This is a genomic window from Gammaproteobacteria bacterium, assembly GCA_029882975.1.
Lineage (GTDB): Bacteria > Pseudomonadota > Gammaproteobacteria > SZUA-152 > SZUA-152 > JAJDNG01.
Genome location: JAOUJW010000001.1, coordinates 77,465 through 91,393, shown reverse-complemented (window position 1 = coordinate 91,393; position 13,929 = coordinate 77,465). Strand labels below are relative to the sequence as shown.

Annotated in this window: 12 protein-coding genes; 9 read left to right on the top strand and 3 right to left on the bottom strand. The window is 48.6% G+C overall.

From position 1 onward, the window contains the following. Positions 1 to 22 precede the first annotated feature (22 nt). The 4 genes from OEY58_00415 (at position 23) to lnt (ending at position 3,997) form a co-directional block, all read left to right on the top strand. Positions 23 to 994: a PhoH family protein gene (locus OEY58_00415; protein MDH5323903.1), complete on the top strand. Its 972-nt coding sequence runs from the start codon at positions 23 to 25 to the stop codon at positions 992 to 994. After that, positions 972 to 1,499: an rRNA maturation RNase YbeY gene (gene ybeY / locus OEY58_00410; GenBank protein ID MDH5323902.1), complete on the top strand. Its 528-nt coding sequence runs from the start codon at positions 972 to 974 to the stop codon at positions 1,497 to 1,499. The genes OEY58_00415 and ybeY overlap by 23 nt, the downstream gene beginning before the upstream one ends. Then, positions 1,496 to 2,386 carry a CBS domain-containing protein gene (locus OEY58_00405; protein ID MDH5323901.1) on the top strand — a complete coding sequence of 297 codons (891 nt, stop codon included), beginning with the start codon at positions 1,496 to 1,498 and terminating at the stop codon, positions 2,384 to 2,386. Before ybeY ends, OEY58_00405 begins: the two co-directional genes overlap by 4 nt. Before the next feature lie 81 nt (positions 2,387 to 2,467). Further along, on the top strand, positions 2,468 to 3,997 hold the full coding sequence (gene lnt / locus OEY58_00400) for an apolipoprotein N-acyltransferase (protein ID MDH5323900.1): 1,530 nt from the start codon (positions 2,468 to 2,470) through the stop codon (positions 3,995 to 3,997). 8 nt (positions 3,998 to 4,005) lie between these two features. Here lnt and OEY58_00395 read toward each other — a convergent pair whose 3' ends face one another. From OEY58_00395 to OEY58_00385, 3 genes are all read right to left on the bottom strand, one after another. After that, positions 4,006 to 5,505: a B12-binding domain-containing radical SAM protein gene (locus tag OEY58_00395; protein MDH5323899.1), complete on the bottom strand. Its 1,500-nt coding sequence runs from the start codon at positions 5,503 to 5,505 to the stop codon at positions 4,006 to 4,008. Between the two features lie 126 nt (positions 5,506 to 5,631). Continuing rightward, positions 5,632 to 6,801 carry a response regulator gene (locus OEY58_00390; GenBank protein ID MDH5323898.1) on the bottom strand — a complete coding sequence of 390 codons (1,170 nt, stop codon included), beginning with the start codon at positions 6,799 to 6,801 and terminating at the stop codon, positions 5,632 to 5,634. Between the two features lie 159 nt (positions 6,802 to 6,960). After that, complete coding sequence (locus tag OEY58_00385) at positions 6,961 to 7,476, bottom strand: zinc ribbon-containing protein (GenBank protein MDH5323897.1); 516 nt, start codon at positions 7,474 to 7,476, stop codon at positions 6,961 to 6,963. A 188-nt stretch (positions 7,477 to 7,664) separates the two neighbouring features. Here OEY58_00385 and leuS point away from each other — a divergent pair, with 188 nt between their 5' ends. The 5 genes from leuS to nadD all read left to right on the top strand — a co-directional run bounded on the left by leuS (position 7,665) and on the right by nadD (position 13,850). After that, complete coding sequence (gene leuS / locus OEY58_00380; protein MDH5323896.1) at positions 7,665 to 10,151, top strand: leucine--tRNA ligase; 2,487 nt, start codon at positions 7,665 to 7,667, stop codon at positions 10,149 to 10,151. A gap of 36 nt (positions 10,152 to 10,187) precedes the next feature. Continuing rightward, positions 10,188 to 10,844, top strand: coding sequence for an LPS assembly lipoprotein LptE (lptE, locus tag OEY58_00375; GenBank protein MDH5323895.1), 657 nt, complete (start codon positions 10,188 to 10,190; stop codon positions 10,842 to 10,844). Then, a complete protein-coding gene (holA, locus tag OEY58_00370; GenBank protein MDH5323894.1) occupies positions 10,844 to 11,884 on the top strand; it encodes a DNA polymerase III subunit delta in 1,041 nt (346 codons plus the stop codon). Before lptE ends, holA begins: the two co-directional genes overlap by 1 nt. 15 nt (positions 11,885 to 11,899) lie before the next feature. Continuing rightward, on the top strand, positions 11,900 to 13,156 hold the full coding sequence (locus OEY58_00365; GenBank protein ID MDH5323893.1) for a glutamate-5-semialdehyde dehydrogenase: 1,257 nt from the start codon (positions 11,900 to 11,902) through the stop codon (positions 13,154 to 13,156). Positions 13,157 to 13,217: 61 nt separating this feature from the next. After that, positions 13,218 to 13,850: a nicotinate-nucleotide adenylyltransferase gene (gene nadD, locus OEY58_00360; protein ID MDH5323892.1), complete on the top strand. Its 633-nt coding sequence runs from the start codon at positions 13,218 to 13,220 to the stop codon at positions 13,848 to 13,850. Positions 13,851 to 13,929 lie beyond the last annotated feature (79 nt).

Genomic DNA, 13,929 nt, shown 5'->3' with positions numbered 1-13,929 from the left:
TCAACAGCGTGCGGGTTATATTTTGAATACCCTTAACTCCTGTAATTTTGCACTGGAACCCGACGATAATGACAGGCTCGCCAATTTGTGTGGCGAATTTGACACCCATTTACGCCAGATTGAAAGTCGTCTCGGAGTGGAAATCAATAATCGCGGTAATTCTTTTAATGTGATTGGCGAGAAGCTGTCGGTGGAAGCCGCTGGTGAGGTTCTAAAAAGCTTGTACGAAGAGACTTCCATGGCTCGCTTGACCAAGCGTCGCGTGCACTTGTTTTTACAGGAAGCCGGTATTGAAGCACGCCTGGATCAAAGAAAAGGCAATGGTAACCCATCAGTGGAAATCAAAACTCGCCGAGGTGTGGTGAAGGCGCGAGGTTTTAATCAGCAGCAATATCTCCACAATGTGGTTACCCACGATATCAACTTTGGCATCGGTCCTGCCGGCACAGGTAAAACCTATTTGGCGGTGGCCTGCGCGGTGGAAGCTTTGGAAAAAGATCAAGTGCGACGCATTATTCTGGTGCGTCCTGCGGTGGAGGCAGGGGAGCGCTTAGGTTTTCTACCGGGTGATTTGGCGCAAAAAGTTGATCCTTATTTACGTCCTCTGTACGATGCCTTATATGAAATGTTAGGATTTGAGCGGGTTCTTAAATTAATAGAAAAAGATGTCATTGAAGTTGCGCCGCTCGCATATATGCGTGGGCGTACGTTAAATGAAAGTTATATTATTCTGGATGAAGCTCAAAACACGACGATGGAGCAAATGAAAATGTTTCTCACTCGTATTGGGTTCGGTTCCACGGCTGTTATTACCGGCGATGTGACTCAAATCGACCTGCCTCGCAATACTTACTCCGGTTTACGTCATGTGATTGAGGTGTTAAAAGGGGTGGAGGGTATTAGCTTTACTTTTTTCACTGCCAAGGACGTGGTTAGGCATCCTTTGGTACAGAAAATAGTTACCGCTTACGATGAATACGAATCAAAAAACTGAAGAACCTCCGCAACCGTTACCGTGCGTGGAGCTTGATTTTCAAGTGGCATCTACGGAATATGCATCCATAGGGCCGGATCAAAAGACTCTGGAGCGCTGGATTGTAGCCGCTGCGGCGGCGGTGCCGGAGAAAAAGTCGAATGACCATATTCAGTTGACAGTCCGCGTTGTGGATGAGTCGGAGATGACGCAACTGAACCAAACCTATCGCAACAAAACCGGTTCCACCAATGTGTTGTCCTTCCCGGCCGAATTGCCGGAAGATTTGCCATTACCCTTACTGGGCGATGTGTTGGTGTGTGCTCCTGTGGTACGCCGCGAAGCACTGGAACAGCATAAGTCATTGGAACAGCATTGGGCTCATATGATTGTGCATGGTGTGTTGCACTTAATGGGGTATGATCACATTAGCGATGAGGAGGCTGAAACTATGGAAGCCCTGGAAGTTGCCATACTGGCAAAATTAGACTTTCCTAATCCGTATACGGAGTCGGAAGCATCATGAACGACATTAATAGTAGTAGCGCTGTCTCCAAGGATGGGAGGCAGCGCCCGAGTTGGCTGGAGCGATTCAGTCAAGCTTTAATGATAGAACCTAAGGACAGAGAGCAGTTAATCACTATTTTGCGTAATGCGCGCAAGCGTAACCTGCTGGATATAGATGCCTTGCCCATGATAGAAGGCGTTCTGGATGTTTCCGAGATGCAGGTTCGCGATGTCATGATACCGCGTGCTCAAATGGTGGTGGTCAATCAAGATGTGCCCCCCGAAGAGTTTTTACCTATTATTGTGGAGTCAGCGCATTCGCGTTTTCCGGTGATTGGCGACAGTCGGGATGAAGTGGTGGGCATACTGTTGGCGAAGGATCTGCTGCCCTATTTTGCCGACAAGGAGCAGGAGTTCAATATCAGGGATATGCTACGCCCAGCCGTTTTTATCCCCGAGAGCAAACGTTTGAATGTGCTGTTAAGGGAGTTTCGAGCCAGTCGTAACCATATGGCAATTGTTGTGGATGAATACGGTGGGGTATCCGGCTTGGTAACCATTGAGGATGTGCTGGAGCAAATCGTGGGTGATATTGAGGATGAACACGACTTTGAACACGATTTGTATATCGTAAAGCACAGCGATAATCGCTACACCGTCAAAGCGATCACACCTATCGATGAGTTTAATAGTGAATTTGACACGTCGCTCTGTGATGATGAGTTTGATACCATTGGTGGGTTGCTTAGTCAGGAGTTCGGTCGTGTGCCGGCACGAGGGGAGGAAGCCAGCATCGGTCGGTTCAAGTTCAAAGTTTTGCGAGCTGACAGCCGTCGAGCGCATTTATTACAGATGAGTGTTGACGACGGTAATGGCACCCAGGTAGAAGATCTGGCATCCAATTAAAAACGTCTATACGGGTTGTGTCCGCTGATGAACCGGGTTGTCGAGCCCGGAAGCACAATACCAAGGTTCCGATAATAACAAGTGAAACTATCCGCTTTTCAAGACAGTAGTAAACGCGTAATGCAAGGCTATTGGGGGGAGGTCGTAGCGGTACTTGCGGGGTTATTGTTGCCATTCGCTTTTGCCCCATACGATCTCGTCGTCTTTGTGTTACTGTCCCCGGCCATTTTTGTGGTCACTTGGTTATATTGTCCGCCAAAGCGGGCACTTCTGCGTGGGTATTTATTTGGGTTAGCGTACTACGGTATTGGTGTTTCTTGGATATCCGTGAGCATGATCCGCTTTGGAAATATGAGCGTTTTCCTGTCCGTATTTCTAACGATTTTATTTGTTGCCATCTGGGCTTGTTTTCCAGCGGTGACGGTCTATTTGGTGCGACGCTTTTTTTCCCGCCTGTCATTACCCCTGAGTTTGTTGCTGTTGTTACCGGCTTTGTGGACCTTTTTGGAATGGACGCGAAGCTGGGTGTTTACCGGATACCCTTGGTTGTCTCTGGGTTATACCCAAGTGGACGGGCCTTTGCATGGTATTGCGCCATTATTGGGTGTGTACGGAATATCCTGGTTGCTTATTCTGGTGGCCGGTGGCTTGGTTCTGTTGTTCTACTCGGAGCACATGCGCTATCGCGTTGGCGTGGTGGCCTTAATTGCAGCGCTTGTTTTAGGCAGCAGTTCCAGCGGTCGCATTGAGTGGACTCAGGCCAAAGAAAAACCCATTAAAGTATCCTTGATTCAGGGGAACATTCCCCAGGAGTTGAAATGGCACCCGGCCTATCGTCAATCCAGCATTCAGTTGTATACCGATTTGTCACGAAAGAATTGGGATAGTGATTTGATCATTTGGCCGGAGACGGCGTATCCCGCATTTTTTCAAAACGAACGTCGCGCTGTTTTGAGGCTGGGTGAAGAAGCCAAAGCCCACAATACGGATATGCTCATCGGTATCCCTATGGTAGACGAAGATGATTACAAAGTGCATTACAATAGTGTGATTGCCATCGGCAGCAAAACGGATTTTTATCACAAACGCCATTTAGTTCCTTTTGGTGAGTATTTACCGCTCAAAGCATTGTTGGGTGATTTGTTGCTGTTTTTTCGGGTGCCCATGGCCAATTTTAGCTCCGGTCCCGGCGAGCGTCAGGTGCTGGAGGTGGCGGGAACAAAAGCTGGTATATCCATTTGTTATGAAGATGTTTTTGGCGCAGAGGTTATTGAAACCCTGCCTGAGGCGGAAATCTTGGTTAACGTAAGTAACGATGCCTGGTTTGGGGATTCATTTGCGCCGCATCAACATTTACAAATGGCTCGTATGAGGGCTATGGAAACCGGCAGACCCATGTTGAGAGCCACCAATAATGGTGTTTCTGCTCTCATTGATCACACCGGTGCAATTATTGAGCAATCGCCCCAATTTGAGTTGTCTGTACTAACAGCGGATATTTTTCCCCGCACCGGGAATACGGTTTACACCCGTTTGGGGAACTGGCCGGTGATTTTTATTTTTACCCTATCACTAATCGCTGCTTGGGTCTTGCAGCGGCGTCAAATCTGAGCGCACGGTCAGTTGGCTGTTTTACCTTTGTTGGCATCCAGGTAGTAGTTTTCTTCTTTGACCAATAGCCCTTTGCGGCCACTGAGAAAACTTATCAGCTTGGCTTTAGCAAAGCCCAATGCGAATTTAAGAAGACGGTATAAATGATGCGGGTAGCGCAGCGACACGAACAGGTATTTGTGCGCTACTTCAGGACGACGATAAAAAGCTTTAAGTAGGTTTTGGTATTCGCGATCCAATTGCTCCACGGTAATGCCTTCCGGCGCCCAAACAAAGTTCATTCCATTCATGCGTTCCCAATGATCTTCTTTGATGTTGGTACCATACAATTCTCGATAAATTGGTGAGCCGGGGTAGGGGGTGAACTTGGTTAAGTTCATTGTAGTCATGGGGATGCGGCGGCAGAACGCCTTGGTCATTTCGATGGTTTCCTGGGTTTCACCTGGGTAGCCCAGCATAAACAGGCCTTTGCAGCGTATTCCTGCTTCATGGGTCCAGTTTATAGCCTGCTCTGATTTTTCGACGCGTGCGGCTTTTTCCATTTTTTGCAGTAATTCATTAGAACCGGTTTCCAAGCCAAAACTAATTTCCCAGCAACCGGCCTGTTTCATGCGTTTTAGAACTTCCGGTTTTACGGTATCCACTCGAGCAGTACAACTCCAGGTCATCTCCAAACCCGATTCTAAGATCATATCGCACAATGCCAGCGTTCGGATTTTGCTGGCGAGGAACAAATCGTCCACAAACATGATGTGGCGTATTCCGTAGGTATTGTGTAAATGTTGCATCATGTTGAATACCATTTCTGGTGAATAAGCACGTACCTTGGCACCAAATGTTGACGTGTCACAGAATTTACACAAGAAAGGGCATCCCCGTGAAGCGGCGATGGTAGCTACCGGCCCTTTGGGATAATCATAAATTGCCGGCAAATACGCTTTAGGAAAGTTGGGTAGTAAATCCCAGGCAGGTACGGGTAGTTCGTCCAGATTGGATGTGGTGGGGGCTGCAGGGGTTTGCATCAACTGATCGCCCATGCGGTAAATAATCCCTTTAACTGAATGTGGTGTTTTACCCGCGTCCAGGATGGGGAGTAATTCACTTAGGACCAGTTCTCCCTCATTGGTCACTGCAATATCAAAATCGGGAAATCGTTGCATGGTTTCCATGCCCATAGATGAAATATGGGGTCCACCAACCAGAATAATGGTGTCGGGTAATTCCTGTTTAATTCTTTTGGCGATCTCGGCGGCACACCATACGGCTACTGTAAACAAGGTAATGCCAACATATTCCGGGCGGGATTGAATAATGCGTTTGGCCACCTGTTCGGCATTGAGATTTTCAATATCGCCTTCAATGATGGCAGGTAGGTAGCCGTCTTCACGGACTTGTGCGGCCAGATGCAATAATCCCAAAGAGGGAGAGCGATTGGTGATGTGGTTAATGAAGTCGTAGCCCGGAGCAATGCGCTCGTAGGGCGGATTGATAAACGTGATTTTTTTCAAAGTAACGGTTCCTGGTTAACTCCAACAATACAGCCCAACCCATGTATCCAAATATACATGAAAAATCCGATGTTTGCATATGCAATGGTTGTCGCACTGTCGGTTTTGTTATGTTCGGGCTTGGAACTATACGGTAGATTCCGGCTGTGGCTGTGGCTGTGGCTGTGAAAGCGTGACGGGTATAACCACGAGAAAAACACTGCCTTTATCACTGCTGCTTTCCAGTTGAATACGTCCGCCCAACAATTCGCACAGTTGACGGGTAATTGCCAGGCCTAAGCCGGTACCGCCGGTTTTATGGGTGTGGCACTGATAGAATTCCTTAAAAATAAATTCCTGTTGATCAGCTCGAATCCCTGTGCCGGTGTCTCGTACCCGTAGTACCAGATTACTTTGTGTATTTTCGGAGTTTAAACAGGTTTCAACAGTAATATCGCCGTTTTGAGTGAACTTGGCAGCATTGGCGACGAGGTTGGTGAGTATCTGTTGTAGTTTGGTTTTATCACTATTTATAAGGTCTGAGGTGGTGTCTGTGCGAAAGTGAATCCGGTTCTTGTTTTGTTTCAATAAGGGCAGACACAATTGGTTTATATGATTCATAAGCTCTTTTAGAGATAGAGCTTCGATGTTGATTTCCAGTTTGCCGGCTTCTATCTTGGATAGATCCAAAAGATTGTTAATAATTTCCAGTAGGTTTTTCCCTGAGTCCTGGATCATTTGAAGATTGCTTACATATTGGTCGTGACCGTTTTGCTTGGCTTTATTGAAGCAAAGTTCGGTAAAACCCAATATCGCATTAAGCGGCGTTCTCAGTTCATGACTCATTTGTGAGAGAAAGCGGGATTTGGTGCGGCTGATGTCTTCAGCAGTTTCTTTAGCCTGAATGAGGTCGCTTTGTAATTTCTTGCTTTGCAAGTGGGCCTCTACCCGGGCTTGAATGACTTCAAACTCAAAGGGTTTGGTGATGTAGTCATTTGCACCGAAGTTGAGGCCTTGAATAATGTTTTCGGTTTCATAAAGTGCGGTCACAATAATGACAGGTAATTGCAAGCGAGAATACCGGCTGCGGATTACTTTTAATGTTTCGAAACCACTGAGGCCGGGCATGAGATGATCCAGCAAAATAAGATCGTAGCTGGATTGTTCCAGGCATTTTAGGGCACTTTCACCGCTGTCAGCTTCTTCTATTTTGTAGCCAAGAGGCGTTAATGCACGAATCAATAAGGTGCGGTTAGTGGGAATATCATCCACTATCAGAATTCGTGCGTCAGACCATTCCATTACGTTTTTTTCCATAAACGGTCCTGTATTTGGGGCACTGGAGTATTGGTCGGCATTTTGGGAAGTGTTGCTCAGCCGCCTGAATTCTAAGAGTCTGGGAATGTTTAGGCCTTTTGTCAACAATTTTTAAAATCTAGCTTGTTTAAAAATATTTAGTATTTCTCAACAGTTGCGTTAATCCTTGATAATACGCTGAAATTGATCGTTATTGCATTTTGGGCAGCGTGGAATAATGCTGGTGTTGTGAAACTGTAGGTTGTGGTGGCAGCCCCGGCATTGTAAAGTGCCGGGACTGGTGGTTTCGCCACTGGCCCAAACACTTTCCTGACGGGCACGTTGAGTCAGTTGCGCCAGTTCCACCCGGCTTGTGTCAACAGCCAGGCTCATGAGTTCCAGAAGTTTTGCCTCCACCAATTGAGTATCAAACCGTAACCAGTCGCTCAGTTCTTCCCCGGTTTCCGCCAGATGGTGGGCCGCATCGTGAATATCCCGCTTGATATACTCGCTGATAAGGTCCACTTCCTCACGGGTGAAATCCTGCAATTCCGCGCTGGTCTTTTTGGCGCTTTCCAGAGCCAGGTTGAATTTGGCGCTGATCTCATCTTCCGTTTGAGAAACAAATGTCTTAATGTTTTTCAATATTTGGTTATAGGTACGAATGTGGCGGTGTTCGTCAGTTTTCCGGTTCATATTGCGCTACCTCCAACCATAAGTGTGGTTCAAGAATGTGTTGCTGTGAAGCTGAAAACGGGGTAAATCTCAGTTTTTAGCAGAGGATAGGCGGGTAAAAGGGCCGGATTGGTTGTGGGCGAGCTTTAGACTGAGTTATTCTTACGCCTTTTATCATTTACGGTTCCGGCGGAAAAAAGCACATGGCAATTGATGAACAATATCATCCCAAGGCGGTGGAAGAACAGGCGCAGCAATTTTGGCAGGACGAGGGGACTTTTCGAGTCACGGAAGATCCCGATAAAGAGAAATTCTATTGTTTATCCATGTTTCCGTATCCCAGTGGTCGTTTGCACATGGGGCATGTGCGTAACTACACCATTGGCGACGTGATCAGCCGTTATCAAAAAATGTTGGGTAAAAATGTATTGCAACCAATGGGTTGGGATGCTTTTGGTCTGCCTGCGGAAAATGCTGCTATTAAAAACCAAGTTCCGCCGGCGCGTTGGACCTACGAAAATATCGACTATATGCGCTCGCAGTTGCAACGCTTGGGTTTTGCTTACGACTGGGATCGCGAGTTGGCTACCTGTCACCCGAAGTACTACCGTTGGGAGCAGTGGTTGTTCACCCGTTTGTTTGCAAAGGGGTTGGTGTACAAGAAAACCGCACCGGTCAACTGGTGTCCCCATGACCTCACTGTATTGGCCAATGAGCAGGTGATCGAAGGCCGATGCTGGCGTTGTGATACGGTGGTGGAGCGTAAGGAAATACCCCAATGGTTTATGAAAATAACCCAATATGCGGAGGAGTTGCTGGCGGAGTTGGAAAATTTACCGGACTGGCCGGAGCAGGTTCGCGTTATGCAACGCAATTGGATTGGTAAGTCCCAAGGGGTGGAGTTGAGTTTCACGGTGGTTGGCGCCAAACCGGGTGAAGATGTCTTGAAGGTGTTTACAACACGGCCCGACACCCTGATGGGGGTCAGTTATGTGGCTGTGGCACCGGAACATCCACTGGCTCGGGAAGCCGCGGGGGCTAATGTTGAAGTGGCAGCGTTTTTAGAGGAATGTCGCCATATGGAAACTTCTGAAGCGGCAATGGAAACCATGGAAAAAAAAGGGGTTGCCACGGGCTTGTTTGCGGAGCATCCCCTTAATGGCGAGCGGGTTCCCATTTTTGTTGCCAATTTTGTTTTAATGGCTTACGGCGAAGGCGCGGTTATGGCCGTTCCAGCGCACGATCAGCGCGACTGGGAGTTTGCCCAAAAATACGAATTGCCGGTTCGCCAAGTGATAGAAGCCTTGGATGGCAGCGAAGTGGATTTGGAAAAGGGAGCCTTTACCGATAAAGGGCGCTTGGTAAATTCAGGGGTATTTAACGGTCTGGAGTTTGACGCGGCGTTCGATAAAATCGCAGCTGCCTTACTAGAGCAAAATAAAGGTCAGGTGAAGGTTAATTATCGCCTTCGTGATTGGGGTGTGTCACGACAACGCTATTGGGGAGCGCCCATCCCTATCGTTCATTGTGATCAATGTGGTGAAGTTGCTGTACCGGAACACGAATTGCCCGTGGTCTTGCCTGAAGATGTGACTATAGAGGCAGGCTCCCCCTTGGCCAAAATGTCGGATTTTTATCAGACCTCTTGCCCCCAATGTGGTGCCGCAGCGCGGCGGGAGACAGATACCTTTGATACCTTCATGGAATCATCCTGGTACTTTGCCCGTTATGCCTGTAAAGATAATGACAGCGCGATGTTGGATGAGCGAGCCGATTACTGGTTGCCGGTGGATCAGTATGTGGGTGGTATTGAACACGCCATACTGCACTTATTGTATGCAAGGTTTTACAATAAATTGATGCGAGATGCCGGATTGATTTCCAGTTCTGAGCCTTTTGCCGCGCTGTTGACTCAAGGTATGGTGTTAAAGGATGGCGCAAAAATGTCCAAGTCCAAGGGGAACACAGTCGATCCCCAGGCGCTTATCGAGCAATACGGTGCCGATACGGTGCGCTTGTTTACCATGTTCGCAGCCCCACCTGAACAATCCTTGGAATGGAACGATGACGCGGTGGAAGGCGCGTTTCGGTTTCTTAAAAAGCTTTGGCGTACCGTCAGCCAGCCGCAGCGCTTTGAGTTGTTGCAGCATTGGACACCCGAACGCTTGAAAAGTGTGGATTGGAACGGGGGCAGTTCACAAGCTAAAGACTTAAGGGCTGAAATCCACAGTTTACTGGAACAGGCGAATCGCGATGTGGCCAAGTACCAGTTTAATACCGTCGTCGCTGCTGCCATGAAAATGATTAACAGTCTTCAGGGAGTCCAGGACAATCTGGCCGACCAAGCGAATGCCGTGGTGTATGCGGAATCGGTACAGATCCTGTTGCGTTTACTGGCGCCTATCGTGCCCCACATATGTCATAATCTTTGGTCGGGATTGGGCTATGTGGGTGAGATTGGTCAAGCGAGTTGGCCGGTAGCCGATGCAGGCGCAATGGTTTCAGATACAGTGTCATTGGGGGTGCAGGTCAATGGCAAAATGCGCGCCCGGATTACACTGGCCAGCAATGTCGCCAATGAACAAATTGAAACTGCGGCATTGACTGATGAAAATGTTAAACGACATCTCGAAGGCAAGCAATTGGTTAAGATAATCATTGTACCCGGACGCCTGGTCAATATTGTTGTTAAATGAAGGCGCAGTTAAATTCAGGACATGGTTAAATGGATTATGTTACGTAACGCTAATCTCCTAAGAGTTTTGTTTGCCTTATCATTGCTGTTAAACAGTAGCTGTGGTTTTCATCTGCGTGGCAAGCAAGAGGTGTCTTCTTTGCTCCAGTCCGTGCATGTGGATAACCGTATTTTTGATTCGGCACTTCGAAATGCCGTGGAAGGGGAACTGCGTGGCTTAGGTTATGGGTTTGCTGATAAAGCTAAGGCGGCATTGGTGCTGAGTTTGAACTCGGAAAACTTCGGTAAGCGGGTTTTATCTATCGGTTCATTGGGAAAAGCGCAGGAATTCGAATTGTCCTATGTGATTCAGTACAGCATGACTTACGGAGAAAAACAAAGAATCTCTGACGCTATCATAGTAAAGCGGGATATGTCGCACAATGTCGCTTCCGCCTTGGGTAAGTCCAAGGAGGAACAATTGATTCGTCAGGAATTGCAGCAGCAAGCGGCTGCAAGTTTGGTGCGGAGGATACAATATCTACAAGTCAACGCCATGCCGGACATTGTGCCGGCAACATCAGCGGTATCTTCACCCGCTGATGAGTCTGCTGTGTCCACAGTTCCTGTAACGCAATCTTTACCGGGTACCTCGACCAGTTCTTCAAGTCCTGCAGTCGATACGGCTGAGCCTGAGGGTGCTGACGCGCAGTAATGAATATCAATTTTAATAACTTGGCTGCTTCACTCAAGTCTTCCATCTTGCCGGTTTATCTGATCAGCGGTGATGAGCCCTTACAAATGGGTGAAGCCTGCGATGCCATTCGGACGCATCTGCGTGCAAATGACTACATTGAACGTGAAGTAATGCATGTGGACAAAAACTTTGATTGGAACCGCTTGTCTGCGGCCTCCTGTGAGCTGTCGCTGTTTGCAACACGCCGAATTATTGAGTTACGCATGCCGGGGGGTAAACCCGGGGACAAGGGTAGCAAAGCCTTAGTGGAATATGCGCAACGACCGGCTGAGGATACGGTGTTACTGCTGGTCAGCGGTAAGCTGGATAAGGCGCAACAAAAAAGCAAATGGTTTACCGCGTTGGACAATATAGGTGCTTGTGTCAGTGTTTGGCCTGTGGAAGTCGGACAACTACCCGGCTGGTTGCAACGGCGCCTGCAAAGTAAGGGCTTGAAGGTCACTCCGGAGGCATTGGAAATGCTGGCGGAAAGAGCGGAAGGAAATTTACTGGCTGCCGCACAGGAAGTGGAGAAAATCGCTTTATTGTGTGAAAGTGGCACGGTCGACGCCGATGCGGTGGTTTATTGCGTCACCGACAGCGCTCGCTATGATATTTACGCACTCGTCGATGTGGCGCTGGAAGGCAAGGTGCAGCGCGTGGTACGTATGCTGTCGGGATTGCGTGCGGAGGGTACGGAAGCTATTTTGGTTTTGTGGGCTCTGAGCCGGGAGATTCGAAGTTTGTTACCCATGGCGCAGGCACTGCAGGCAGGCCAACGTTTGGACACAGTGATGCGTCAGGGCAGGGTCTGGGCCAAGCGTACTGCTATCGTGAGCAAAGCCTTGCAACGGCACCGGGTGGAGCCTTTGCAGCATTTATTGCAGTGGGCTGCACGTATCGATCGCATGATTAAAGGCGTGGAAGCAGGCAATGTTTGGGATGAATTGTTACAATTAAGTGTCATGTTGGCTGGAGCGCGAGTAATGAGTCGGGCACCGATTGGGACGCACGGATAAAAATTTTCTAATAATATGAATATCAAAGAATTAATGACAAATATGGGAGTGCAGGCCAAAGCGGCTGCGCGGCAGTTGGCTAAGTCCGGGAGTCAGGCAAAAGATGCGGCGTTGTTGTGCATCGCGGATTCCCTGGAGTCGACGCAAGCGCATTTACTGCAGGAAAATTCCCGCGATTTGGATGCGGGGAAACAGGCAGGTTTGGATGATGCCTTGTTAGATCGACTGGCATTGAATCCCGAACGTATTTCCGCAATGGCAGAGGGCTTGCGTCAAATTGCCGCTTTGCCTGATCCTGTGGGTGAAATTACGGATCTTAATTACCGCCCATCCGGCATTCAGGTGGGTAAAATGCGAGTACCATTGGGGGTGATTGGAATCATCTACGAATCCCGTCCCAATGTAACGGCAGATGCTGCCGGTCTGTGTTTGAAATCGGGTAATGCCGCTATTCTCAGGGGGGGGTCAGAGGCGCAGTGGTCCAATAAAGCCATCGCTTCAGCAATACATATCGGTTTGGAACAGGCGGGTTTACCTGTCCACGCAGTTCAGGTGGTGGAAATTACAGATCGGGCGGCGGTTGGCGAGTTGGTGACGATGCAAGATTACGTGGACGTTATTGTGCCGCGAGGCGGCAAGGGCTTGATTGAGCGCATTAGTTCTGAAGCACGAGTGCCGGTCATTAAGCATCTGCACGGTATTTGCCATGTGTACATCGATTCCAAAGCCGATAAGCAAAAGGCTCTGGATATTGCGTTTAATGCGAAAACCCATCGTTACGGTGTCTGTAATGCTATGGAAACGCTGTTGGTGGCGCGGGATATTGCAACAGGGGTATTGCCGCAGCTGGCGCAAATGTATGGCGACAAGAATGTGGAGTTACGTGGATGTGAAGCTACCTGTCAATTGCTTCCGGGAATTAAAGCCGCCACAGCGGAAGATTGGGATACGGAGTATTTGGCCCCCATATTGTCGATTCGCTTGGTGGATGATTTTGATGCAGCTTTGGAGCATATACATCGCCACAGTTCGGGGCATACGGAAGCCATCGTTACCGAGGATTACACCCTGGCGCGGCGATTCCTGGCCGAAGTGGACTCCAGCTCCGTTATGGTGAATGCGTCCACTCGCTTTGCCGACGGATTTGAATACGGATTGGGAGCCGAGATTGGTATCAGTACGGATAAAATTCATGCCCGTGGACCGGTGGGCTTGCAGGGCCTGACGACTCAAAAATATATCGTTTTGGGCGATGGCCATATTCGGCGCTGACTTTGTAGGAGCGGATGCTGAGGGCTGGAGAGAAAAGGTGAGGGGACGGTAGGAGAACCTTGTGATAGGTGTGTTTGGTGGTACCTTTGACCCCATCCATTTTGGGCATTTACGACCCGCAGTGGATATCCTGCAAAAAATGGGATTGCAACAGGTGCGTTTTATCCCCTGCGGACAACCGCCTCACCGGGAGATGCCCTTATCCAGCGCTGCATTACGGCTGGCGATGGTGCAGGCGGCTATTGCTCCGGTACCTGAATTTATGGCCGATGATCGGGAAATTCGTCGCCAAGGACCGTCTTATATGGTGGATACCCTGGAATCTCTGTGGCAGGAGTTTGAGGAGATTCCTTTGTGTTTGATTTTGGGTAGAGATGCTTTCAATTACCTACCTCAGTGGCATCGTTGGCAACGGCTGTTAGATTTGGCTCACATTGTGGTCATGTCCAGACCGCTGCGCGGTACCGCAAGCACTCTGTCGCCGCAGTTGCAAAGATTACTGGAGACTCATCAAGTTGAATCCGTTACAGCCTTACAGGAGAGTAAGAATGGCGGGATCTATTTTTGTGAGGTTACCCAATTGGCTATTTCAGCCACAAAGATTAGGGCTATGGTGAATCAAGGGAGGAATCCGGCTTATTTGTTGCCGGAAACCGTGTTACACCTGATTCAGGAACACAAATTATATCGTTAATAATGGAGTAATAAGTAACGCTCTGTTTTAGTCCAAGGACCTGTTTCAGTCTAAGGACCTGCCGGGCTTACGTGAGAGA